Here is a 25,679-nt window from a genome sequence, read left to right as displayed (position 1 = left end):
ACTCCTGTCTTAGCGTGCCGGCTGAGTAGACGCTGGGGTCTGCTCATAGTGGTAACGACCGGTTTTCAGACTGCTTGGTCCCAGACGCGCAAATTTGAACATCAGGAACAATTCAGCCACCAGGAACACGGTGTACAGGCCGCAAATCAGCACCATCGAGAAGATCAGGTCACCAGGTGTCAGCGAAGAGTTCGCGACAGCGGTAGGTAACACCTCACCAATCGCCCACGGTTGGCGGCCATATTCAGCGACAAACCAGCCCGATTCCACGGCAATCCACGGCAGAGGGATCCCGTACAGACAGGCACGCAGCAGCCATTTTTTGCTGCCGATACGGTTACGAATCACCGTCCAGAAACAGGCCGCGATAATACCCAGCATCAGGATGCCGCACGCCACCATGATACGGAACGCGAAGTACAGCGGAGCAACGCGAGGAATGGAGTCTTTGGTTGCCTGCTGGATTTGCGCTTCCGTGGCGTCAGAGACGTTCGGGGTATAACGCTTGAGCAGCAGACCGTAGCCCAGGTCTTTCTTCACGCTGTTGAATTCGTCACGCACGGACTGATCGGTTGAGCCTGAGCGCAGCTCTTCCAGCAGTTTGTACGCTTTCATCCCGTTACGGATACGATCTTCATGCTGAGCCATCAAGTCTTTCAGACCGATAACCGGCGTGTCGACCGAACGGGTGGCAATGATGCCCAATGCGTAAGGAATTTGAATCTGAAGGTGGTTTTTCTGCGCATCCTGATCCGGAATACCGAACAGGGTAAACGCGGCAGGCGCAGGTTGAGTTTCCCACTCGGCTTCGATGGCGGCCAGTTTGGTTTTCTGCACATCGCCCATTTCGTAACCGGATTCATCACCCAGCACGATAACAGAGAGGATTGCCGCCATACCGAAGCTTGCAGCAATCGCAAAGGAGCGTTTGGCAAAGGCAAAATCACGATTGCGCAGCATGTAGTAGGAGCTGATGCCAAGGATGAACATCGCACCAGTCACATAGCCAGAAGCGACAGTGTGAACGAATTTCACCTGAGCAACCGGGTTCAGGATAAGCTCGGAGAAGCTCACCATTTCCATGCGCATGGTTTCGAAGTTGAAGTCAGAGGCGACGGGGTTTTGCATCCAGCCGTTAGCGACGAGGATCCACAGCGCGGACAGGTTAGACCCTAATGCCACAAGCCAGGTCACCGCCATATGCTGAACTTTACCGAGACGATCCCAACCGAAGAAGAACAGACCTACAAAGGTGGATTCGAGGAAGAAGGCCATCAGCCCTTCAATGGCCAGCGGCGCACCGAAGATATCGCCCACGTAGTGGGAATAGTAAGACCAGTTAGTCCCGAACTGGAACTCCATGGTCAGGCCGGTTGCCACACCCAGAGCGAAGTTGATACCAAACAACTTGCCCCAGAACTTGGTCATATCTTTATAAATCTGTTTGCCGGAAAGGACGTAAACCGTTTCCATGATGGCCAGCAGGAACGCCATACCGAGCGTCAGTGGCACAAAAAGGAAGTGGTACATCGCGGTCAAGGCAAACTGTAAGCGCGACAGTTCGACTATATCTAACATCATGACTCCTTGCTCATCGCATGAAGACTCCGAGAGTGATTCCCGTTAGAAAGGATTCACACACATGCCCCAATACAAAATGATTTGCTCCCCGCCCCACGGCATTCCCCACAATGTGAAAAAAAACCTGAGCAAAGGTTGCAAATACGTTAATAAAAAACCCAAATTGATCCCGTCAATATATTACGCCGTAAAACCCTTACAAGAAACAGGTTTTTCTTGACCCATTTTTGCGTTTTTCGACGCTGATCAATTTATAGCTAAGATGCCAGTTTTCGACCACTTTGATCGACGACAATTTACCGCTTTTGATGACTCTTTTCCAAGGATTACACTTTGATTTAAATCAATTTTACATTCACATGTTAATTGTGTATGCGTTTGATAGTGCATAGTAAAATCAATGTTAAAAACATGTTTTCAGCATGACATTGATGGTTATCAAATAAGAGGGAATTAAGGTGTGAGGTGATTCAAATTTAACGACACAAGCGAAACGGTAAGGAACCGCGAGGCAATAAAAAGAGAGCGGAAAACAGATGTTTTTTAGCGGGCGGCTAAGTATAGCTTCTTTTTATTACATTTCATTCACCGTAAAGAATTTAATAATTAACACCGCAGCGTGACTACCTCAGAAAACAAAAAAGGCCGCACAGTGCGCGGCCTTGACTCGTTTGCCGGGATATTAAGCAATCTCAAAACGCCAGGTACGCGACTGGCTGGCAGCAAACGCCACCGGCTTATCTGCCATCTCACAACCCTGTGGCAACGGATGCTCATCCATTCCGGTCTCGATGCCTTGCAACTGGCGTTCGTTGAACGTCACGCGTGTTTCACACGTTTCGCTGTCAGACGGGTTGAACAAACGCAGAACCAACGCTTCGCTGTCTTCAGCCTTCTTCATGGCACTCAACTGGCAACCTGTGGCCGGCAACGTAAACAGGCAGTAGCTTTCTGGCACCGTGATCGAGGTGCGGTTGAGTTTCATCGCATCCCACGGGATTTTGTTGTAGCACTGCACCGGCGTCAGCCAGCTTTTCGCCTGCTGAGCCACGCCAGCCTCTAACGGCGAGCCGCTGAAGGGCAGCAGACTAAAGCGACAGACCAGCTCTCCGTGAACCTGCGAGTCTGGCACCGGCATTTTAATGCCAGAAGGACGACCCGGGCGCAGCAACAGATCTTCTTTGCCCAGCAGCCCTACCCCGCGCAGCAGCGTGAGCGCAAACGTACTTTTCTCTTCGCCGATAACTTCAACTTCACGCAGACCTTCACTGAACAACGCCAGACCGAAACGGCCATTTTGCAAAGCGGCATAGTTAAGGAAATTCCACACAGGCACCGGCGCTTCTTTCCAGCCTTCCGCTTCCCAGACGTTCATCGCTTCATCCTGAACCGGGCGAGAGAGCGATCCGAACTGAGTGTCTGTCAGCACACGGTCCGTTTTATAAGGCACAGGAATACGCACGCGTACGCGGTGATCATCGGCCTGATTAACAACCTTGACGTCAAATTCCACCCGGCGGCTGTGATGGCTCAACACAATCGTGGTTTCAAACGTCAGAGAACCGCTGGTTTTGCGAGCGGAACGTTCGGCCAGATTAGCTGGCACCGCCATCGTCGTGCGCAAGACTGCCCTGCTCTGCCAGGCATCGTGAGTGACGGTATGACGATGTTTCCCCTGAGCGCTGGTCAGCAACCACTCTTCACGTGAAGGCGAGTAGTCGTACTCATCGCCATCATCAGAGCCGTCTTCAAACTCCAGTACGCGGTCATAAACCAGACCGCTCTCTTTATCTTCCAGCTTCAGCGTACCGTCACCGTTGAGCGTGATTCGCCAGTAGCTGTTTTCCAGCAGCGCATCGCTGGCCTTCGGCACCGGCACTTGCGGCCCCGCTTCGCCAGCCACGATGTGCAACGTCAGCCAGCCCATCGCGGGCAACACCTGACGCAGCTGAATGTCATACTCCATGAACGGCTCGTAGTTGCCGTAATGGACAATCTGACGGTCCACCAGCCCAGGGTCTATTTCACGTTTAGCACGGATGAAGTACGGCACGTCCTGCCCTTCCCCATCCACAATACGGAATTGACTGGCGCGCAGGCGGAGAGTGGTATTCACCACTTCATCACGCGACCACGGCATCAGGTTGAACAGCGTCAGTTTGTCGCCCTCGCTCTGCGCCATGTTGTCGACGATTTTACGCATATAGAAGGTTATCAGGCTGTCGGCCATGTCTTCCGCCAGCCAGAAGCGGCTCATGATCTCCCGGTGAACCTTGTCGCTACAGCAGCAGCCGATGCTGTCGTGCGCGTGGTTTTTGAGGATCTCTTTCCACATTTTTTCCAGCAGACCATGGTGATACTCAAAGCCCAGCGTCCAGGCTAGTGTGGCCAGCGGTTCCAGCAAGTTAACGATTTTGTTCTCAATCCGCGCGTGGGCGATTTTGATGTCCATACGCGTTGAACCGATGGTGCGGTGAACGCGCATGTATTTGCCGTCGTTAAATTCACCGTTCAGCGTCGCCAGTTGCTCACGCTGCTGTTCGATACGTTCGAATACTTCCTCAAAGCGGCTCATCACGAACTCGCGCTGCGGATAAATTTCACGCAGCTTATTCATCACCACGAAAACGTTCTGCTGGAGCGGCATCTGGTCATGGCCGTTTGGCAGCAAAATTTCTTTGGTTTGCGAGGCTTTTTCCAGCACTTCAAAGTAGCTGTCGAGACGTTTGCGTAACCCCGCTTCGTCCTCCGGTAAGTACTTACCAATCGCGTAGCCCAGCGGCAGCACCTGCGCGACCACTTCGCTACCGTCCTGGCTCTGCCAGAGGAACTCTGTTTTGTCGGTGCCGTGACGCTCAGAACAGCCGCGCCAGAACATCGCGCGTTTAATGCCGAAACCGTTATAGATGTGCGGCAATTGTCCGGACATCCCAAACGAATCCGGCAGATAGCCAATCTTCATCGGTTCGCCAAACGCCAGGCAATCACGCATGCCGTACATCAGGTTACGCACTATCGACTCACCGGCCACAACGGTGGTGTCCGTCTGCGTATACCATGGGCCGATAATCAATTTCCCGGCCTCTACCAGCTTTTTCAGCCGCTCTTTGTTTTCCGGTTTAACCGCGAAATAGTCCTCAAGAATCGACGTTTGTCCATCGAGGACGTAGTACTTGTACTCCTCATCCTGCTCCAGGCGAGTCAGGATCTCTTCCATGTTATTGACCAGCAGAATGCGCGACTCTTCGGTGGTGAAATACCACTCACGGTCCCAGTGCATGTGCGGGGTGATGTGAACGCGAGATACAGCTTTCATCTTCGTTTCCTGTTCAGTTCTGTTAAGGCATTACGCTGTCTGGAATGTATTTCCCGGTTTTGACCGCCTGGCGACGCCAGAGAATCAAGATGCAGGTGGAGATGGCGGCGCCGATAAGGGCAGAAGCAAACCAGCCAACAGCGGCAAGCACGCCACCGAGGCCGCCATCGTGCAGCAGGAACAAGGAGAAAATGCCTGCCCCTGGAGTAGAGAGCCCAATATTCATGCTGCCAACCATCGCGCCAGTAACCATCGAGCCCATCACAAACGAGCCAATGACACGTACCGGATCTTCAATCGCCATCGGAATGGCCCCTTCGGTGATCCCCGCTAAGCCCAGCAGCCAGGTGGATTTTCCGGTTTCAATTTCAAAGGTTTTAAACAGACGCGGCGCAATCATCGTCGAGGCCGTGACGGTAAAGGCTGAGACCATTTTGACAGAGGCAAAAATCGCATACGGGCCATAAACCCCGTTCGCCATCGCGCCAAGGCAGAAGGCGTAGGCGGCTTTGTTGACAGGGCCGCCAAGGTCGAAGGAACACATAAACCCGAGGATTGCGCCCAGCAGCAACGCGTTGGCACCTGACAACCCATTGAGCCAGGCGGTCAAGCCGTTGTTAATCCACGCGACCGGTTCCCCGACCACAAACAGCATCAGGCTGCCCGCGCCAAGCGTCCCCAGTACAGGATAGAGGTAGAAAGTCAGGAAGCCGTTGTAGCGATTGCTCAGGCGAATATGTGACTTGACCCAGCGCATCAGGTAACCGGCAATCAAACCGCCCGCGACTGCGCCCAGGAACCCTGAACCAATCATGTTGGCCGCAAGCCCGGCGGCAAATCCCGGGGCCAGAGCAGGTTTATCCGCCAGTGAATACGCGGTATAAGCAGCCAGCACCGGCACCATCAGGGTGCCCAGCATGCCTCCGCCTAATTTGCGGTACATCCACAGCCACGAATTTTCCTGATCGAACAGATGCTGAAGCCCAAGCATTTGTGCCAGCAACACAGCCACCGCCAGCACAGTGCCGCCAGCAACAATCAGCGGCACGGCGAAAGAGATCCCGCTCAGCAACGCCTGTTTCAATTCAGTCTTCACACTCTGTTTTTGCTGAGTGTCTTGCTGAACTTCGCGAGTTTCGCTTGAGGGCTTCAGTGCCAGCGCTTGCTCAATGAGTTTTTCAGCATGACGAATCGGCTCAGCTACCGGCACGGTGAGGGAAGGAATTCCGGCGAAACGCTCCGATTCTTTGATGGCAACTTCCGCCGCGAAAATACAGGCCTGAGCAGCGTTAAGTTGCTCAGCCGTCAAGCGCCCTTCAATCCCGTTCGCGCCCTGCTTCTCGACATACAGATTGATGCCAAGCTTCTGCCCTGCTTTCTCAAGGTATTCAGCCGCCATATAAGTGTGGGCAATTCCCGCCGGACAGGCCGTCACACAGACGAGAGTCGGCGCGTTCTTATCCATCGCGCTGTTCGATTCACTCTGTGGCGCTTCCAGTGCGGCAAAGAGTGCTTCAGCGGTGGTTGCCGAACAGACGGCCGCTCGAACGTCATCGTCCACCAGCCGGGTCGTCAACTCAGTCAGCAACTGCATGTGTGTTGAACCCGCTTCCGCCGGTGGGATGGCCAGCAGCACAATCAGGTTAACGTCTTCTTCACCGTCAACGCCTTCCCAGAGGATCGGGCGTGGCAGCGTGGCGACGGCGAAGGCGGCCTCGTTCACCGCCAAACTTTTACCGTGTGGAACGGCAAGCCCTTCGCCGAGCGCCGTTGGACCTTCACTTTCGCGAAGGTGCACATCGCGGAGGAAATCCTCCAGATTGTTAATTTTGCCGAGCGCAGCCAGCCGTTCGGCCAGCGCGCGGATGGCCTCGTCACGACTGTTAAACGTCGCTTGCAGACAGAGGGCATTCGGGTGCGTTAATGCTGTCAGGTTCATCACGATCCTCACTGTGAAGGTGAAAAAACAGCCCCAGAGCTGTTAAGTTGCCTTTATCCTGCCAGATAAAATAATACATTTATGTGATCACTTTCTCTATTGCGCACAATTTGTATCTAAATTGTATTATTTACAACTTCAATAACCCAGGCATAATCCTGCCATTGGTATTATTGATGTATTGCATCCGGGAGCAGTAAAACGATGACCAGGAAACCGATGTACCGGCAGATTGCAGACACTCTGCGTGAACGCGTACAGCAAGGCGTGCTAAAACCAGGCGATGCGCTGCCCACTGAGTCTGCACTGCAGGAAGAGTTTGCCGTCAGCCGCGTAACCGTGCGTCAGGCGCTGAAACAGCTCACCCAGGAAGCGATCATCGAAAGCATTCAGGGCAGCGGCTCCTACGTCAAAGAAGAGCGGGTGAATTACGATATCTATCAGCTCACCAGCTTATATGAAAAACTGGCCGACAGAAATGTCGATACCCACAGCGACGTAAAAGTGTTTGAAGCCATCAACGCTGATGATGAGCTGGCCGACACCCTGCAAATCTCGTCAGGGGAGAAAGTCTGGCACGTGAAACGAGTGCGCTTTATTAAGCAAAAACCCGTCACTCTGGAAGAGACCTGGATGCCGCTGGCGCTGTTTCCGGATTTAACCTGGGAAGTGATGGAAAACTCCAAATATCACTTCATCGAGAAGGTGAAGAAGATGGCTATCGACCGCAGCGAGCAGGAAATTGTGCCGGTGATGCCCTCCTCCGAAACAGTAAGTCTGTTGGGATTAGATCCGACCCGCCCGATACTGGAGAAAATTTCCCGCGGCTATCTGAGTGACGGGCGTGTTTTCGAATACAGCCGTAACGCGTTCAAAAGCGACGACTACAAATTCACCCTGGTGGCGAAGCGTCACCGCTGAAAGCCCTGCCCGGCGCTCAACTGCCGGGCAGGAACGCTTCATGGCCTAAAGGGTAAAGGTCATCCCGATACGGTAGCGAGATTCGGCGATGCAGTTCTCCCCTTCATAAAACCCCTGTTTATCCAGATAATCATATTCCACATACGGGCTAAACCAGCTGTTCCATTTATAACGCAGCGTAAAAGCATTTTCGATAGCCCATGACTTATCGTTTTTATATTTATAATTATCATTGACGTGTTTATACACCGTTCCCTGCCACAGCACACTCCATTGCGGATTAACTTTGTAACCAAGATACACATCCAGACGGTTCACGCTGTCGCGGTGCGATTCCCCTTCGCCATTGCTGGTTTCGTAGGTGTTATAATCGTAGCGGTAGCGTATGCTGGTATTTAAATCCTGGGTGATTTTATAATTCAGACGTAAATAAGGTCGAATTTGCGTGCCGCTGCTGCTCCAGTGATAAATACCGCCTGGCTGAAAACTCCATTTATCACTTAACGGGATCGTGTAGTTAGACTCTATTTCGTTATAATCCGTTTTGCTGTCACCGAAAGAATGCGCGCCGTCTGACTTATCCGTTTCATTACTCCCTCGGCCATTGTTCTTGTTGTTCTTGTTGTCGGTTTCGATACTCGCCCACCAGCCCGTTTTCCATCCCTGGCTAACCTTGTAGCGCGATTCATAGGAGTGGCTGCCTTCCCGGTAGCCCCCACGAACATCAAAGGTCAGCGCCTGACTGACGCAAGGATAAGCCGCTGCCACTGACAATACTATGCCTAACCATTTTTTTTGCATAATGCATTCCCTTTGTATTTTTAACTATAGACTTCACCCTGACTTTTCAGTCCTGAATCAACATTTCATGCCGGACGGATAATATTCATTAAAAAAACCAGGTCACGCGAGATATAGCCAAAACAAGATCACCGCCACAATTTTTATTGAAATAACGTTTTATTTTTATTTTAATGAAAAACAGATCATTCCAGTCAATACCCAAAATAGAAGCATTCACGTTTTCAATGCGTTTATTTAAAAAAACAAAATTGTCATAAAACACGATACTTAAATTTTATATTCATGCTCCAAACGATGTGGGCATCGCCTTTTTTTATAAACATAAAACTGTGATGAACGTCATGAACGGCGATCGAAAATTGCCATAGCATAAAATGAAATTGCGTTTTATTTTTAAAGCAACCTAATTCCAGCACACCCTACGGACAACGACATCATGAAGATAAAAAAACTGCGTTGGTATATTATTTCCCTGGTCATGCTGGGGACAATCATCAATTATCTGGCGCGCAGCACCCTCGGTGTCGCCGCCCCGGAGATGATGAAAACCCTGCATCTTTCCAGCGAGCAATATTCGTGGATTGTCTCGGTGTTTCCATTCACCTACGCCATCGGCGGGATTGCCTGTGGTTTCATCATCGACAAGTTTGGCCTGCGCATCAGCTTCGCGGTGCTGGCAACGCTGTGGTCATTGTGTAATATGCTGACCGCACTTTTTAGCAGCTGGCTGCCAATTGCCTGCCTGCGCGGCGGCCTCGGCCTGACAGAAGCGGCGTTTAACCCGGCGGGGATGAAAGTGACCGCGGAGTGGTTCCCGGCCAAAGAGCGTGGGCTCGCCTGCGGCATTTACAGTCTCGGCACCTCGCTGGGCGCGATGCTGGCGCCGCCGCTGGTGGTGTGGGCGATCCTCAACTACAACTGGGAAATGTCCTTCGTTGTCACCGGCGCACTGGGGATCCTCTGGAGTCTTTTGTGGCTGGCCTGTTATCGTGCGCCGGAGCAGCACCCGGCTCTCATTCAGGAGGAGTATGACGAAGTCCTGGCGGACCACAGACTGACGGAGACCACGGAAAAAGCGACGCTCGGGTCGATGATAAGAGACAAAAATCTGTGGGCCATTTCGCTGCCGCGCTTTATGGCCGATCCGGCCTGGGGCACTCTGCATTACTGGATGCCGCTGTATCTGGTGACTGTCCGTCACATGAACCTGAGTGAAATCGCCATGTTCGCCTGGCTGCCCTTTCTGACCGCTGATTTAGGCTGTCTGGCCGCTGGCTATATCTCGAAATTTCTCAACAACCGCGGCGTGCATATCATCAACGCCAAGCGCATCACCTTTACTTTTGCGGCTCTGCTGATGCTGGCGATGGCGGCGGTGGGCTACGTCGACAACGTCTATGTGGCTATCGCCCTGTTCTGCATTGCCGGGTTTGCTCACCAGTGTCTGTCGATCACCGTGATCAGCATGTCATCCGATCTGTTCCCGAAACAGAAAGTCGCCACTGCCACAGGCTTTGCGGCCTTTACCGGTAGCATGGGCAACTTCGCTTTCAGCCTGTTCCTCGGCGCGATGGTCGCGGTGGTTGGCTACAATATGTTCTTCATTGGATTAGGGATTTTCGATCTCATCGGCGCGGCGTTCCTGTGGGTGCTGATCAAACGTCCGACAACGGCCTTTACCCCTGCCGTGGCCTGATTGTTCTCGTTAATAAGGATATCGTGATGAAAGTTAAGTTCTTGCTGCTGACCGCGCTGCTGGGATCTTCCTCGCTTTACGCGCAGAAAAGCGCCTGTCTGACCTATGACTGCGCGCAAATGGAGGTGATCAAAGCGCACCTCGTCGAAGGCGATACGACTCTGGCTCCGGCCTGGCAGGCTTTACAGAAAAAAGCCGACGAGGCGTTAACGCACCAGCCCTATTCGGTCACGCAGAAAAAGCTGCTGCCGGCCTCCGGGGATAAGCATGATTACTACAGTTTCGGCCCTTACTGGTGGCCGAACCCGGAGACCAAAGATGCTCTCCCGTATGTGCGCAAAGACGGCCAGATAAATCCGTCATCAAAAACCGATGACACCGACAGTAAGCGCATGGTGCAGTTTTCTGACGATGTTCGGGTGCTGGCGCTGGCCGCGTTTTACCGTGCCGATAAGCGCTATGCACAAAAAGCCGAAGTCATGCTGAATACCTGGTTTGTTAATCAACAAACCCGAATGAACCCCAACCTGAATTATGCTCAGGCGATCCCGGGAAGAGTGAATGGCCGGGGGATTGGCATTATTGATACCCGCGTGCTGATAGACGTCGCCGACAGTATCGCGTTGCTGCACTATGCAGGTTTTCTGTCTGACGAGCAGGTTCAGGGTTACAAGCACTGGTACTCAGCCTACACAAGCTGGCTCTTGACCAGCCCTAACGGTCAGGAAGAAGCAAACTGGTACAACAATCACGGCGCCTGGTATGACACGCAAGTCACCGCCTTTTCCCTGTTCAGCGGCAACAAAAAGCAAGCCGACCAGCAAATTGAGGTGTTTAAGCATCGTCATCTGATTTCGCAAATCAACAGCAACGGCGAGCTCTCCGCTGAACTGGAGCGCACCCGCTCATTCCATTACTCCAACTTTGCTCTCGCCGCCTATGCCCGGATGGGCCGCTACGGCGAACAAACCGGCAACGATGTGTGGAATTTCCAGCTCGACAGCCGCACCACCAAAAGTGCCTTCGCGTTCATCAGCAGCCAGGTGGGTAAACCTGCCAGCGAGTGGCAATACCCGGAGCTGAAATACACGCCGGAAGAGGCGATCGGCCCGATGCTCGCCGCTGCCCGCGCGTACAAGGATGCCACCTTCGTGCAAAGCGTCGACATCCTTCGCAAAGTGGACGCAAAGAATATCAACCTCCTGACGCCCGGCTCCGCGCTGGTCAGATAATTCGTTCCTGACAGGTAAATGATGAAACAATTCACCGCCCAACAGATTGAAAGCGCGCGCCAGAACGTCACCCCGGAGATAATCCAGGGGCTTATCGAGGGCAACCGCGAGGTAATCAACAATGACACCCTGGTTCCGCAAACGGGCTGCGCCACCTGGAACCACTATTTTTATTGCCCTGAACACAGCGTGCGCCTGCTCTGGGACCGGCATTCTCCGAATAAACACCGTTGTCCTGTAGATGGCGCTGAATTTACCGGTGAGCCTTACTCTGGTGCCTGGTGGCGATGGCTTAATGGACTCAATGCCAAAGCCTGCTATGAGCTAGGGCTTCTTTGGCTATTGACCGATGACGAGCGTTATCTCCACAAGGTCATTGATATTCTGATGCAGTACGCCAGGTACTACCCTGATTACGAGGAACATGGCGGCATCCCCTACAATGGCCCGGGGAAAGCCAATGCGCAGACGCTCTGTGAAGCCAATTGTCACGCTGATTTTGCCCGCGGGTTCGATATTGTCAGCACAGGATTAACCGCCGAACAGCACGACTACATTTCACACCGCTTGCTCCGCTGCGGGGCAGACTTCCTGATGCAACATCGCAGCGATCAGATCCACAATCATGAAGTCAAAATCAATTCGACGATTGGCATCATCGGCGTCCTGCTGGATGACGAGCGCTATTTGAATGTTGCGGTTAACAGCCGCTACGGTTTGCGATATCAACTGGAGCATGCCCTGTTGCCCGGTGGCCTGTGGTTTGAAGGCTCACTGCATTATCACTACTACGCCCTGCAGGGGTTTATGGCCTTTGAGAAATTTGCCCGGAACAGTGCCTGGAGTCTGCTGGATAACCCCTTCTACCCCGAGATGTTGTCGCTGCCGCTCACGCTGCTGATGCCAGATATGACGCTGCCAAAGGTGAATGATTGTGTTAACGGCCAGGAGAAACTGAGCCACGTTGATCTCTATGAATTTGCATACAGCTACTATGGGAAACAAGAGTATGGTCAGTTGCTGGCGTATCTCTACACAGCCAGACCGCGCGATAACATTGACGCTCTTTTCTACGGCCAACCACTTCCTGAGATGGCGTTGAGCGCTCCCGAGGGCAATGAGCACAACCCCGAGGCTGGCTTCACGCTACTCCGCCCAACGCCAGGACGGGCCGTGTGCATTAAACATGGCCCCTATGGCGGCGAGCATGATCATTACGACAGGCTTAATCTCATTGTCTTCAACAACGACAGAGCGCTGTTTCCGGATTTAGGCACGACTGGCTATGGCGCTCCGCTGCATTATGGGTATTACAAAAATACATTTTCGCACAACACGCTGTGCGTCAATGGACTCAACCAGCCCCCGGCACGCCCTCGGGTGATAGCTTACCAGTCACAGGAAAAAGAGACGCGTCTCATTGCCGAGGTAGACTGGTGCAGCCACGCAGCGTTACCTGACAGCAAAACTCGGGTGGAATGGGATGAAGAGTCTTACCGGGATATCGTCTTTCGTCGCACGGTTGTGGTGACTGAAAATCTGCTTATTGATAAATGGGACGTCGACAATCCTCATTGTCAGTGTATGGATGCGGTCTACCATATTGATGCCCCGGCCACTCAGACTGAGCCACAGAAAGACGCGAAAACAGGTTATCCCTACGTTAGCCAGGCAACAGAGCAGCCACTGAAGGGGAAAATTGAGGTCCGCTACCAGAGCGATACCCCGGTTTCTGTCACCTGCTATTCAACGAACACGACCACGTTAATCAACGCTCAGGGGCCGAATAACCCTTCAACATCCCTGATCGACTACCTGTTATTACGCAGCCACGATAAGCAATTTTGCGCTGTCTTTGTTACTGATTTCACGGGCAGTGGCAAAATTGATATTGTGGAAACCGACGAGGGCATCACAGTTATCGACATGACATCAAAGCAGCAATACCGCCTCTGATAACACAGTCAGGGCTAAAAAATTGACTCCTCAACCAAGGTGAAAAAATGTTTGTTTTCAACAATCAGACTCAACTGGAAGAAGTAGGTAATGGCGTAACGCGTCGGATCCTTGCCCATGCAGGCAAGATGATGGCGGTGGAAGTGCACTTCGAGAAAGGCGCCATCGGCCCTCTCCACAATCACCCTCACGAGCAATTGACGTATGTGTTATCCGGTGAATTTGAATTCACTATCGCCGATGAAACACATATCGTCAGAGCAGGCGACACCCTCTACAAAAAGCCTCATGTCATGCACGGCTGTGTGTGCCTGCAGAAAGGCGTTTTGCTGGATACCTTCACCCCAATACGTGAGGATTTCCTGCAATAAACCATGAAAAAAGGCCATCCGAAGATGGCCAACCATGTCGAAAACGGACATATAAGGCTCCCCGTTCGGGGAGCAGAGAGGATCATTAGTTAATGATGGTTTTCAGCGCTTCGCCGATGTCGGCCAGGCTGCGAACAGTGCGGACACCGGCTGCTTCCAGCGCAGCAAACTTCTCGTCTGCCGTGCCTTTACCGCCCGCGATAATTGCGCCTGCGTGACCCATACGTTTGCCTTTCGGCGCCGTCACACCCGCGATGTAACCCACAACAGGTTTGGTCACGTGCTCTTTGATGTAAGCAGCCGCTTCTTCTTCTGCGCTACCACCGATCTCACCGATCATCACGATCGCTTCAGTCTGTGGGTCTTCCTCGAACATCTTCAGGATATCGATGAAGTTAGAACCTGGGATCGGGTCACCGCCGATGCCCACACAAGTGGACTGGCCGAAACCGTAATCGGTGGTCTGCTTAACCGCTTCATACGTCAGCGTACCGGAACGGGAAACGATACCCACTTTACCTGGCTTGTGAATGTGACCCGGCATGATGCCGATTTTGCTCTGACCCGGGGTGATAACACCTGGGCAGTTCGGGCCAATCATGCGTACGCCAGCTTCATCCAGTTTCACCTTCACGGTCAGCATATCCAGCGTCGGGATACCTTCGGTGATGGTGATGATCAGTTTGATGCCTGCGTCGATCGCTTCCAGGATGGAATCTTTGCAGAACGGTGCTGGAACGTAGATAACGGTGGCAGTTGCGCCAGTCGCTTCTACAGCTTCACGCACGGTGTTGAACACTGGCAGACCCAGATGCGTGGTGCCGCCTTTGCCTGGTGTTACGCCGCCAACCATGTTGGTGCCGTAAGCAATAGCTTGTTCAGAGTGGAAAGTCCCCTGGCTACCGGTGAAACCCTGGCAGATAACCTTGGTGTTTTTATCGATTAAAATGGACATTATTTCCCCTCCACTGCGGCAACGACCTGCTGAGCCGCATCGGTCAGACTTTTCGCTGCAATAATATTCAGGCCGCTGTCAGCCAGTCTCTTCGCGCCGAGTTCGGCGTTGTTACCTTCCAGACGCACCACGACCGGTACGTTCACGCCGACTTCCTCGACCGCACCGATGATGCCGTCAGCGATCAGGTCACAACGCACGATACCGCCGAAGATGTTGACCAGTACGGCCTTCACATTTTCGTCAGAGAGGATGATTTTGAACGCTTCGGTGACGCGCTCTTTGGTTGCGCCGCCGCCCACGTCGAGGAAGTTAGCCGGTTCGCCACCGTGCAGTTTTACGATGTCCATGGTGCCCATTGCCAGGCCTGCACCGTTAACCATACAGCCGATGTTGCCATCCAGCGCCACGTAGTTCAGTTCCCACTGTGCAGCCTGAGCTTCACGTGGATCTTCCTGAGACTGGTCGCGCATTTCACGCAGATCAGGCTGGCGGAACAGGGCATTGCCATCAGCACCCAGTTTGCCGTCGAGGCAGATCAGGTCACCCTGTTTGGTGATAACCAGCGGGTTGATTTCGATCAGCGCCAGGTCGCGCTCCAGGAAAATGTTAGCCAGACCCATGAAGATTTTGGTGAACTGCTGAACCAGTTTCCCTTCCAGACCCAGTTTGAACGCCAGCTCACGTCCCTGGTAAGGCATTGGGCCTGCCAGTGGATCGATGGCGACTTTGTGGATCAGGTGCGGGGTTTCTTCCGCCACTTTTTCGATTTCCACGCCACCTTCGGTGGAAGCCATGAACACTACGCGACGGGAGCTACGGTCAACGACTGCACCCAGGTAGAGTTCTTTCGCGATGTCGGTCGCCGCTTCAACCAGAATCTGGTTTACCGGCTGGCCGCTCGCATCTGTTTGATAGGTTACCAGGCGTTTACCCAGCCAGTGTTCAGCGAAAGCGCGAATGTCTTCTTTGCTGTTAACTACTTTTACGCCGCCCGCTTTACCGCGGCCGCCAGCGTGAACCTGGCATTTAACGACCCATGGGCCTGCACCGATTTTAGAAGCCGCTTCTTCTGCTTCACGCGGAGTTGAGCAGGCATAGCCGACTGGCGCAGGTAAACCGTAGCGGGCAAACAGCTGTTTGGCCTGGTATTCATGTAAGTTCATGCGTTCTATCCACTTTTCAGGTAATCGTTATCATTAAGCCTGTAGGTCGGTGCGATTATCACGCCGGGTGGCGCTTCGCTTACCCGGCCTACAGGGCAGGTGATGCTTTACTTTGAAACTACACGTCCAGCAGCAGACGAGTCGGATCTTCCAGCAGCTCTTTAATGGCCACGAGGAAGCCCACGGACTCACGACCATCGATCAGGCGATGATCGTAGGACAGTGCCAGATACATCATTGGCAGAATTTCAACTTTGCCATCGACCGCCATCGGACGATCTTTGATGGCGTGCATGCCCAGGATCGCGCTCTGCGGTGGGTTGATGATTGGCGTAGACATCAGGGAACCGAACACCCCACCGTTGGTGATGGTGAAGTTACCGCCGGTCAGGTCTTCAACGGTCAGCTTGCCGTCACGGCCTTTCAGCGCCAGCTCTTTGATGTTCTTCTCGATGTCAGCCATGCCCAGTGCGTCAACGTCACGCAGAACTGGCGTGACCAGACCACGTGGAGTGGATACCGCCATGCTCACATCAAAGTAGTTGTGATAAACCACATCTTCGCCATCGATAGACGCGTTCACTTCCGGGTAACGTTTCAGCGCTTCAACCACGGCTTTCACGTAGAAGGACATGAAGCCCAGACGAATACCGTGACGTTTTTCAAACGCATCACCGTACTGCTTACGCAGGTCCATGATTGGCTTCATGTTGACTTCGTTGAAGGTGGTCAGCATCGCGGTAGAGTTTTTCGCTTCCAGCAGACGCTCAGCCACACGCTTACGCAGACGAGTCATTGGAACACGTTTCTCTGAACGACCAGCCAGCGGTGCCGGGGCAGCAGCCGCAGCGGCTGGTGCTTTGGCTTCGGTTTTCGCCGGAGCTTTCGCCAGGTGCTTCTCGATATCTTCGCGAGTCAGACGACCGCCGACACCGGTGCCTTTGATGGCGCTGGCGTCGAGGCTGTGCTCAGCCAGCAGGCGACGGATCGCCGGGCTCAGGGCATCGTTGCTCTGCTCTTCCAGTGAAGCCTGCTGACGCTGAGCCGGGGTAGACTCTTTCGCTTCAGCTTTCGCACCAGACTCTTTACCTGAGCTGTTGCCTTCACGCAGACGACCCAGAATCTGGCGAGAGGTCACGGTCGTGCCTTCATCTTCCAGCACTGCATCCAGAATGCCGTCAGCCGACGCCGGTACTTCCAGTACCACTTTGTCAGTTTCGATTTCGACCAGAACTTCATCGCGAACAACCGCGTCGCCTGGCTTCTTGTGCCAGGTTGCAACCGTTGCGTCGGCTACAGATTCTGGCAGGTCGGGAACAAGAATATCTACGCTACTCATTTTGTATCCTTAAATTATTCGACGTTCAGCGCGTCATTAACCAGATCTTGTTGCTGCTTCTGGTGAACGGACATATACCCTACTGCCGGAGAGGCAGAGGCCGGGCGACCTGCGTAACGCAGAGCAGCCCCAAAAGGAATCACTTCACGTAAGTGATGCTGGCTGCAGTACCATGCGCCCTGGTTGAGCGGCTCTTCCTGGCACCAGACAAAATCATGCACGTGAGCATAAGCTTTCAGCACGTCCTGCATCGCCTGATGCGGGAACGGATAGAGCTGTTCGATACGCACAATGGCGACATCTTTTTGATCGTTTTTGCGACGCTGTTCCAGCAGGTCGTAGTACACCTTACCGGAGCACATCACCACGCGTTTCACGGCCTTCGGATCCAGCTCGTCGATTTCACCGATGGCTGGCAGGAAGGTGCCGTCAGCCAGTTCTTCCAGGGAAGAGACGGCCAGCGGGTGACGCAGCAGAGATTTCGGTGACATCACCACCAGCGGACGACGCATACCGCGCAGCGCCTGACGACGCAGCATGTGGTAAACCTGAGCCGGAGTGGACGGCACGCAAACCTGCATGTTTTGTTCAGCACACAGCTGCAGGTAACGTTCCAGACGTGCGGAGGAGTGCTCCGGACCCTGACCTTCGTAACCGTGCGGCAGCAGCATGGTCAGGCCACACATACGGCCCCACTTCTGCTCGCCGGAGCTGATGAACTGGTCGATAACCACTTGTGCGCCGTTGGCGAAATCACCGAACTGCGCTTCCCAGATGGTCAGAATACGTGGCTCTGCTGTGGCATAACCGTATTCAAACGCCAGGACCGCTTCTTCAGACAGCACGGAGTCCCAGACCTTGAACTGGCCCTGACCGTTATGCACGTGCTGCAGTGGGGTATAAGTGGAACCGTTAGTCTGGTTGTGAATGACCGCGTGGCGGTGGAAGAACGTCCCACGACCGGAGTCTTCACCAGACAGACGTACAGGAATGCCTTCATCCACCAGCGTTGCGTAAGCCAGCGTTTCTGCGCCGCCCCAGTCGAACAGCTTCTCACCGGCAGCCATGGCCTGGCGATCGCCGTAGATTTTCGCCACGCGAGACTGCATTTCAACCGCTTCTGGCACAGTGCTGATGCGCTTAGCCAGCTCTTGCAGGCGCTTCATCTCGACCTTGTTCGGGTAGCTCTCATCCCACTCGTGGTTGAGGTACGCCGACCAGGTAAAGGAGTGCATGTTCATCGGACGCCACTCTTTCACCACACACTCGCCAGCATCCAGCGCGTCGCGGTAAAGGTTGACCATCTCGGTGGCATCTTCCAGCGTGGAGACTTTGTCGCTTTCCAGTTTGTCAGCGTACAGCTTGCGTGGGGTCGGGTGTTTTTTGATTTTCTGGTACATCAGCGGCTGAGTCGCACTTGGCTCATCTGCTTCGTTGTGACCATGACGGCGGTAGCAGACCAGATCGATAAACACGTCGCGTTTAAAGGTGTTACGGAAATCAAGCGCCAGACGGGTCACAAAAGCCACCGCTTCCGGGTCATCCGCGTTCACGTGGAAAATCGGTGCCATCACCATCTTACCGATATCGGTGCAATACGGTGTGGAACGCGCATCCAGTGGGTTAGACGTGGTAAAGCCGACCTGGTTGTTGATAACGATGCGAACGGTACCGCCCACTTCATAACCACGCGCTTTGGACATGTTCAGGGTTTCCTGAACCACGCCCTGACCCGCAACGGCCGCATCACCGTGAATGGTAATTGGCAGCACTTTGTTGCTGCTTGGCTCTTCCAGACGGTCCAGACGCGCACGGACGGAACCGATAACCACCGGGCTCACGATTTCGAGGTGTGACGGGTTGAAGGCCAGCGCCAGGTGGACCAGGCCGCCTTCGGTTTCGATATCTGACGAGAAGCCCATGTGGTACTTCACGTCACCGGTGCCCAGATGTTCTTTATGTTTACCGGCGAATTCGTCGAACAGGTCCTGAGGTTTTTTACCCAGTACGTTGATCAGCACGTTCAGACGACCGCGGTGCGCCATGCCCAGCACCACTTCACGGGTGCCATTCTTACCGGCGTGGCGGATAAGCTCTTTCAGCATCGGCACCAGCGCGTCGCCACCTTCCAGCGAGAAGCGTTTCGCACCTGGGAATTTCGCACCCAGATAGCGCTCCAGACCTTCAGCTGCGGTCAGTTCGCTGAGGAAACGTTTTTTCTCATCAGCGGTGAAGCTGGCGTGACCGACCACGGACTCGATACGCTGCTGGATCCAGCGTTTTTCTTCCGTGGAGGTAATGTGCATATATTCCGCGCCGATGGAGCCGCCATAGGTTTGCTTCAGCGCAGCAACCAGGTCAGCCAGTTTCATCGTGTCTTTGCCGATAGCAAAAGAACCCACGTTAAAACTTTCCTGAAGATCGGCGTCGGTTAAATCGTGGAACGCAGGATCCAGATCGGCCACAGACTCCTGCTTCCAAAGCCCGAGCGGATCGAGATTCGCCGCCTGATGACCACGGAAACGCCAGGCGTTGATCAGCTGCAGGACTTTAACCTGCTTGACGTTGGTATCAGGATCGGAAATCGAGGAGGAGTAACGTGAGGCATCCTTCGCCAGACGACGGAAATAATCACGCGTTGTAGAGTGAAATTGATCGGGTTTGACTCCCGTGCCAGGCAGTTGCTGGAACAGTGAACGCCAGTTAGCGTCAACAGAGTCAGGATCGGTTAAGAAGTCTTCATAGAGCTGTTCTATCCAGCTCTGGTTAGATCCAGAGAGGTAAGAAGAGTCCAGCCAGGCTTTCATTGCGCCGTTCTGCATCGTGATCCCTTAAGCATTTTTATGCTTACTTTCGCCGTAGAAACTACCACGCACACCGGGGTACCTGGTCTGCGTGCCGGGGTTCACTTGCGAGCTCTTTTCTATTGGGGCCCGCGAAGGAACCTTTAGAAACTGTCTTAGGGCCTTTGCCCTCTTCCCTGCCCTCGCCATACCGGTAAAGGGGAAGTACATCGGCAGTTTTTAAAGGTTTCCTGCAATTATTTGCCTGATGGCGCTTTGCTTATCAGGCCTACAAGGTCCACACCCAGTAGGCCGGATAAGACATCAGTCGCCATCCGGCAACCACTACATCTTACGCACTGCGCTGCAGCAACATCGACTTAATATGGCCGATGGCGCGCGTCGGGTTAAGCCCTTTCGGGCATACACTGACGCAGTTCATGATGCTGTGGCAGCGGAATACGCTGAAAGCATCACTTAACCCTTCCAGGCGGCTGTCGGTTTCAGTGTCACGGCTGTCGATCAGGAAGCGGTAAGCCGCTAACAGACCGGCCGGGCCGATGAACTTGTCCGGGTTCCACCAGAAGGACGGGCAAGACGTGGAGCAGCAGGCACAGAGAATACACTCGTACAGACCGTCCAGTTTTTCACGCTGCTCAGGCGACTGTAAATGCTCGCGAGCGGGTGGATTTTGCCCATTATTCAACAAGTAAGGCTTAATCTTCTCATATTGGGCATAGAACTGCCCCATGTCCACCACCAAATCACGCACCACCGGTAAACCCGGCAGCGGGCGAATCACAATTTTCTGCCCGGCACGTTGCAACGCAGAAATCGGGGTGATGCACGCCAGGCCATTCTTGCCGTTCATGTTCACGCCATCAGACCCGCACACGCCTTCACGGCAAGAGCGACGGAATGACAGTGTCGGATCTTTTTCTTTCAGCTGGATTAACGCATCCAGCAGCATCATGTCGCGCCCTTCTTCCGCTTCGAGGGTGTAATCCTGCATACGCGGAGCATCGTCGACATCCGGGTTATAACGATAAACTGAAAACTCGAGTCTCATTTTCCTGTCTCCGCAATTAGTAGGTACGCACTTTCGGCGGGAATGCCGGACGCAGTTTCGGTTCCATGTTCACTTCACGACGCGTCATGGATTCCGATTGCGGCAGGTACAGGGAGTGGCAGAGCCAGTTTTCATCGTCCCTTTCCGGGAAGTCGAAGCGGCTGTGCGCGCCACGGCTTTCGGTACGGAAGTTTGCCGATACCGCGGTGGCATAAGCGGTTTCCATCAGGTTATCCAGCTCCAGACACTCAACGCGCTGGGTGTTGAACTCGCTGGAGGTGTCATCCAGACGCGCATTTTTCAGGCGCTCGCGGATCACTTTCAGCTGCTCAAGCCCTTTCGCCATGGCGTCACCTTCGCGGAATACCGAGAAGTTGTGCTGCATACATTCTTGCAGTGCTTTGCGGATTTCGACCGGATCTTCACCGTTACGGTTGCCGTTCCAACGGTTCAGGCGTTCCAGAGAAGCATCAATCTCTTCTTCGGTTGCATCACGCAGCACGCCCTGCTCAGCAATAGACTCTTGCAGATGCAGACCAACCGCACGACCAAACACCACCAGGTCAAGCAGAGAGTTACCGCCCAGGCGGTTCGCACCGTGTACGGATACACACGCGATTTCACCCACTGCGAACAGACCAGGGATCACCACGTCTTCGCCTTTTTCGTTCACCGTCAGCGCCTGACCGGTCACTTTGGTCGGAATACCGCCCATCATATAGTGGCAGGTTGGGATAACCGGAATCGGTTCTTTGACTGGGTCAACGTGAGCGAAGGTGCGGGAGAGTTCGAGGATGCCCGGCAGACGGGATTCGAGAACATCTTTACCCAGATGGTCGAGTTTCAGCTTGGCGTGCGGACCCCATGGACCATCGCAGCCACGACCTTCACGGATTTCAATCATGATGGAACGTGCCACCACGTCGCGACCCGCCAGGTCTTTTGCGTTTGGCGCATAACGCTCCATGAAGCGCTCGCCGTGTTTATTCAGCAGGTAACCACCTTCACCACGGCAGCCTTCTGTTACCAGAACGCCTGCGCCCGCGATACCTGTCGGGTGGAACTGCCACATTTCCATATCCTGCACAGGCACGCCTGCGCGGATTGCCATGCCAACGCCGTCACCGGTGTTGATGTGGGCGTTGGTGGTGGACTGATAAATACGGCCTGCGCCGCCGGTCGCCAGCACGGTGGCGTTCGCTTTGAAGTAAACGACTTCACCGGTTTCGATGCACAGCGCGGTACAACCGACCACTGCGCCATCGGCGTTTTTCACCAGATCCAGCGCATACCACTCGGAGAAAATCGTGGTGTGGTTTTTCAGGTTCTGCTGATACAAGGTGTGCAGCAGTGCGTGACCGGTACGGTCAGCCGCCGCCGCAGTACGTGCCGCCTGCTCGCCGCCGAAGTTTTTCGACTGGCCGCCAAACGGACGTTGATAAATGGTGCCATTGTCGAGACGCGAGAAAGGCAGACCCATGTGGTCCAGCTCCAGAATCGCTTCCGGGCCGGTCTTACACATATACTCAATGGCGTCCTGGTCACCGATGTAGTCTGACCCTTTTACGGTGTCATACATGTGCCATTCCCAGTTATCTTCATGGGTATTACCGAGCGCCACGGTGATGCCACCCTGCGCAGAAACGGTATGGGAACGGGTCGGGAAGACTTTCGAGAGCAGCGCACAGGTTTTGCCGCTCTGGGAGATTTGCAGGGCGGCACGCATACCTGCGCCACCTGCGCCTATAACAACAGCATCAAATTCTCTGACTGGCAGTTTCATTACACACCCCACACCACAACAAATCCATAAATGACGTAAACCACCAGTGCAACGACGATAGCCAGTTGCAGCGGCAAACGAATTGCCAGCGGTTTAACGTAGTCGGTCAACACCTGCCACATGCCGATCCAGGCATGAATCAAGATGGAGAATAAAGCCAGCAGGGTGAAGACTTTGGTGAAAGCGGAAGAGAAGAAACCCGTCCAGACTTCCCAGGTGAGGGTACCGTGGGTCGCGAAGAAACCAACCATGTAGATAATGTACAGAGTCAGGACAATCGCGGTGGCACGCACGAGGATGAAGTCATGTACGCCGTTGCGTCCTAGTGCTGAGGCGTTGCTTACCATACGAGGACTCCTGCGAGAAGTGAAAGCACGACAGTAATAACAAAGGAAATATTCGCAGATTTTTTACCTGCTTCGAATGTCTCTTCCAGATAGCCAAAATCCATCATCAAATGGCGAATACCCAGCACGGCGTGATACGCCAGCGCAGTCAGGATGCCCCACAGGATGAATTTGACGAAGAAGCCGCTCATGATTGAGCTTGCAACCTGAAAACCTTCTGGAGAGGAGAGACTGGTACCCAATAACCACAACAGAATGCCAACCGCCACAAAAGTAATCACGCCTGAAACGCGGTGGAGGATGGACGCTATCGCCGTTACGGGGAATCGGATCGTTTTCAGATCCAGATTGACAGGTCTTTGTTTTTTCACATTTTTTATCATGAATAACGCCCACATGCTGTTCTTATTGTTTCCTTCCTCCGGTCTGCGTGCGGGTCAGACAGCGTCCTTTTCTATAACTGCGCGTCATGTAAAAACTCCATCTCAAGAGCTAAAACGACACATTACAACGCTGGGTGGCTCGGGATTGCAGGGGGTTTCCGGAGACCTGGCGGCAGTATAGGCCGTTCACAAAATCATTACAATTAACCTACATATAGTTTGTCGGGTTTTATGCGGAACAGTGATCGATGTCACGATAACAACATTATTTTAATTTTTACTCACCTGATTTGACAAATATTAAACATTATTGTTACAACCATCACCTGAAAAGGCATATAATGCGTAAAAGTTATGGGGTCATGCTTTCACCTGACAATAAGTTATGTAACAGTGAGAAAGTATTGACCGATGTAATCTGACAGTGAATAGTGATAGACAGGTTTGAATAAACGGACTGCTAAGACCCTGATTTGCTGTATTTTCATGGTGTATTGAACGTATGCCCCCAGGCGCCCTTTGCTCTGTACCCTGGTTTCCCTCTGACGCGGAGCTGTGAGCCAAATAACAAACTGGTAACGTCTAACTGCACCCTGGAAGCGAATCCGGCATCCGGCAGTCTTATGCAAATAAGGCGCTAAGGAGACCGTAAATGGCTGATACTAAGGCAAAGCTCACTCTCAACGGTGATGCTGCTATCGAACTGGATGTGCTAAAAGGCACGCTCGGTGAGGATGTTATTGATATTCGTAGCCTCGGCTCGAAAGGCATGTTTACTTTCGACCCAGGTTTTACCTCCACCGCATCCTGCGAATCTAAAATCACTTTTATCGACGGTGACGAAGGCATCCTGCTGCACCGCGGTTTTCCTATCGATCAGTTAGCGACCCAATCTAACTACCTCGAAGTGTGCTACATCCTGCTGAACGGTGAAAAACCGACTCAGGCACAGTACGAAGAATTCAAAACCATCGTGACTCGTCATACGATGATCCACGAGCAAATCACTCGCCTGTTCCACGGCTTCCGTCGTGATTCACACCCTATGGCGGTGATGTGTGGCGTGACCGGCGCGCTGGCTGCGTTCTACCACGATGCCATGGACGTGAATAACCCACGTCATCGTGAAATTGCCGCCTTCCGTCTGCTGTCAAAAATGCCGACCATGGCCGCGATGTGCTACAAGTACTCCATCGGTCAGCCGTTCGTTTATCCGCGCAACGACCTCTCCTACGCGGGCAACTTCCTGAACATGATGTTCTCTACGCCATGTGAAGAGTATGAAGTGAACCCGGTTCTGGAACGCGCAATGGACCGAATTCTTATCCTGCACGCCGACCACGAACAGAACGCTTCGACGTCAACTGTGCGTACCGCGGGTTCTTCTGGTGCTAACCCATTCGCTTGTATCGCTGCCGGTATCGCTTCCCTGTGGGGACCCGCACACGGTGGTGCAAACGAAGCCGCACTGAAGATGCTGGAAGAAATCAGCACCGTAGAACACATTCCGGAATTCGTCCGTCGTGCGAAAGACAAGAACGATTCGTTCCGTCTGATGGGCTTCGGCCACCGCGTGTACAAAAACTACGATCCGCGCGCCACTGTGATGCGTGAAACCTGTCACGAAGTGCTGAAAGAGCTGGGCACCAAAGACGACCTTCTGCAGGTTGCTATGGAGCTGGAACACATCGCCCTGAACGATCCGTACTTCATCGAGAAGAAACTCTACCCGAACGTAGACTTCTACTCCGGCATCATTCTGAAAGCGATGGGCATTCCGTCTTCCATGTTTACCGTGATCTTCGCGATGGCGCGTACTGTGGGCTGGATTGCACACTGGAGCGAAATGCACAACGAAGGCATGAAAATTGCCCGTCCTCGTCAGCTTTACACTGGCTACGACCGTCGTGATTTCAATTCAGATTTGAAAAAGCACTAATAAAATAAGTGCGGCCTGATACCCTTTCCCTCGTGGAGAGGGTGTTCATACAAAAACGGTAACCTTTGGGTTACCGTTTTGCTTTTCCTGCTGACAGCG

The 25,679-nt window shown here is 53.4% G+C and carries 18 protein-coding genes; 6 read left to right on the top strand and 12 right to left on the bottom strand.

The genetic code is table 11. The annotated features are described in order from the left end of the window. Positions 1–9: 9 nt before the first annotated feature. The 3 genes from cydA to mngA form a co-directional block, all read right to left on the bottom strand. Positions 10–1,578: a cytochrome ubiquinol oxidase subunit I gene (gene cydA, locus ACI2I2_RS14375; RefSeq protein WP_404658519.1), complete on the bottom strand. Its 1,569-nt coding sequence runs from the start codon at positions 1,576–1,578 to the stop codon at positions 10–12. A gap of 685 nt (positions 1,579–2,263) precedes the next feature. Then, on the bottom strand, positions 2,264–4,897 hold the full coding sequence (gene mngB / locus ACI2I2_RS14370) for a mannosylglycerate hydrolase (RefSeq protein WP_404658518.1): 2,634 nt from the start codon (positions 4,895–4,897) through the stop codon (positions 2,264–2,266). Positions 4,898–4,919: 22 nt separating this feature from the next. Continuing rightward, entirely contained in the window at positions 4,920–6,836 is a 1,917-nt protein-coding gene (mngA, locus tag ACI2I2_RS14365; protein WP_404658517.1) for a PTS 2-O-a-mannosyl-D-glycerate transporter subunit IIABC, read from the bottom strand. A gap of 204 nt (positions 6,837–7,040) precedes the next feature. Here mngA and ACI2I2_RS14360 point away from each other — a divergent pair, with 204 nt between their 5' ends. Beyond that, positions 7,041–7,757, top strand: a complete 717-nt coding sequence (locus ACI2I2_RS14360) for a GntR family transcriptional regulator (protein ID WP_404658516.1) — start codon at positions 7,041–7,043, stop codon at positions 7,755–7,757. A gap of 45 nt (positions 7,758–7,802) precedes the next feature. On the opposite strand, the gene ACI2I2_RS14355 is transcribed toward ACI2I2_RS14360, so the two are convergent. Further along, entirely contained in the window at positions 7,803–8,558 is a 756-nt protein-coding gene (locus ACI2I2_RS14355; RefSeq protein ID WP_404658515.1) for an oligogalacturonate-specific porin KdgM family protein, read from the bottom strand. Between the two features lie 439 nt (positions 8,559–8,997). Between ACI2I2_RS14355 and ACI2I2_RS14350 the strand changes: the two genes are divergently transcribed. Genes ACI2I2_RS14350 through ACI2I2_RS14335 form a run of 4 tightly spaced genes read left to right on the top strand, consistent with a single transcriptional unit; the run spans position 8,998 to position 13,816 of the window. Further along, a complete protein-coding gene (locus ACI2I2_RS14350; RefSeq protein ID WP_404658514.1) occupies positions 8,998–10,257 on the top strand; it encodes an MFS transporter in 1,260 nt (419 codons plus the stop codon). Between the two features lie 26 nt (positions 10,258–10,283). Beyond that, on the top strand, positions 10,284–11,489 hold the full coding sequence (locus ACI2I2_RS14345; RefSeq protein ID WP_404658513.1) for an alginate lyase family protein: 1,206 nt from the start codon (positions 10,284–10,286) through the stop codon (positions 11,487–11,489). A gap of 21 nt (positions 11,490–11,510) precedes the next feature. Continuing rightward, entirely contained in the window at positions 11,511–13,445 is a 1,935-nt protein-coding gene (locus tag ACI2I2_RS14340; protein WP_404658575.1) for a heparinase II/III family protein, read from the top strand. Positions 13,446–13,492: 47 nt separating this feature from the next. Next, a complete protein-coding gene (locus ACI2I2_RS14335) occupies positions 13,493–13,816 on the top strand; it encodes a cupin domain-containing protein (protein WP_404658512.1) in 324 nt (107 codons plus the stop codon). Between the two features lie 85 nt (positions 13,817–13,901). Here the strand turns inward: ACI2I2_RS14335 and sucD are convergent, their stop codons facing one another. The 8 genes from sucD to sdhC all read right to left on the bottom strand — a co-directional run bounded on the left by sucD (position 13,902) and on the right by sdhC (position 23,656). Further along, complete coding sequence (sucD, locus tag ACI2I2_RS14330) at positions 13,902–14,771, bottom strand: succinate--CoA ligase subunit alpha (protein ID WP_404658511.1); 870 nt, start codon at positions 14,769–14,771, stop codon at positions 13,902–13,904. Then, positions 14,771–15,937, bottom strand: a complete 1,167-nt coding sequence (gene sucC, locus ACI2I2_RS14325) for an ADP-forming succinate--CoA ligase subunit beta (protein ID WP_330985655.1) — start codon at positions 15,935–15,937, stop codon at positions 14,771–14,773. Before sucC ends, sucD begins: the two co-directional genes overlap by 1 nt. Positions 15,938–16,055: 118 nt before the next feature. Next, positions 16,056–17,276 carry a 2-oxoglutarate dehydrogenase complex dihydrolipoyllysine-residue succinyltransferase gene (odhB, locus tag ACI2I2_RS14320; protein ID WP_404658510.1) on the bottom strand — a complete coding sequence of 407 codons (1,221 nt, stop codon included), beginning with the start codon at positions 17,274–17,276 and terminating at the stop codon, positions 16,056–16,058. 14 nt (positions 17,277–17,290) lie between these two features. Beyond that, a complete protein-coding gene (sucA, locus tag ACI2I2_RS14315) occupies positions 17,291–20,098 on the bottom strand; it encodes a 2-oxoglutarate dehydrogenase E1 component (protein ID WP_330985657.1) in 2,808 nt (935 codons plus the stop codon). 313 nt (positions 20,099–20,411) lie between these two features. Further along, entirely contained in the window at positions 20,412–21,128 is a 717-nt protein-coding gene (gene sdhB / locus ACI2I2_RS14310; RefSeq protein ID WP_404658509.1) for a succinate dehydrogenase iron-sulfur subunit SdhB, read from the bottom strand. A gap of 16 nt (positions 21,129–21,144) precedes the next feature. Further along, positions 21,145–22,911: a succinate dehydrogenase flavoprotein subunit gene (sdhA, locus tag ACI2I2_RS14305; RefSeq protein WP_404658508.1), complete on the bottom strand. Its 1,767-nt coding sequence runs from the start codon at positions 22,909–22,911 to the stop codon at positions 21,145–21,147. After that, a complete protein-coding gene (gene sdhD, locus ACI2I2_RS14300) occupies positions 22,911–23,258 on the bottom strand; it encodes a succinate dehydrogenase membrane anchor subunit (protein WP_404658507.1) in 348 nt (115 codons plus the stop codon). Before sdhD ends, sdhA begins: the two co-directional genes overlap by 1 nt. Then, the gene (gene sdhC / locus ACI2I2_RS14295; RefSeq protein ID WP_404658506.1) at positions 23,252–23,656 is read right to left on the bottom strand and encodes a succinate dehydrogenase cytochrome b556 subunit; all 405 of its coding nucleotides are present in this window, start codon (positions 23,654–23,656) and stop codon (positions 23,252–23,254) included. Before sdhC ends, sdhD begins: the two co-directional genes overlap by 7 nt. 637 nt (positions 23,657–24,293) lie before the next feature. On the opposite strand from sdhC, the gene ACI2I2_RS14290 reads away from it, so the two are divergent. Continuing rightward, positions 24,294–25,580, top strand: a complete 1,287-nt coding sequence (locus tag ACI2I2_RS14290; protein WP_404658505.1) for a citrate synthase — start codon at positions 24,294–24,296, stop codon at positions 25,578–25,580. The last annotated feature ends 99 nt before the right edge of the window (positions 25,581–25,679 follow it).

The sequence above is a fragment of the Scandinavium sp. NPDC088450 genome (assembly GCF_044900545.1).
Taxonomy (GTDB): domain Bacteria; phylum Pseudomonadota; class Gammaproteobacteria; order Enterobacterales; family Enterobacteriaceae; genus Scandinavium.
Note: the sequence above shows the minus strand (reverse complement) of the source record. Positions and strands in the feature narration are given on the sequence as shown.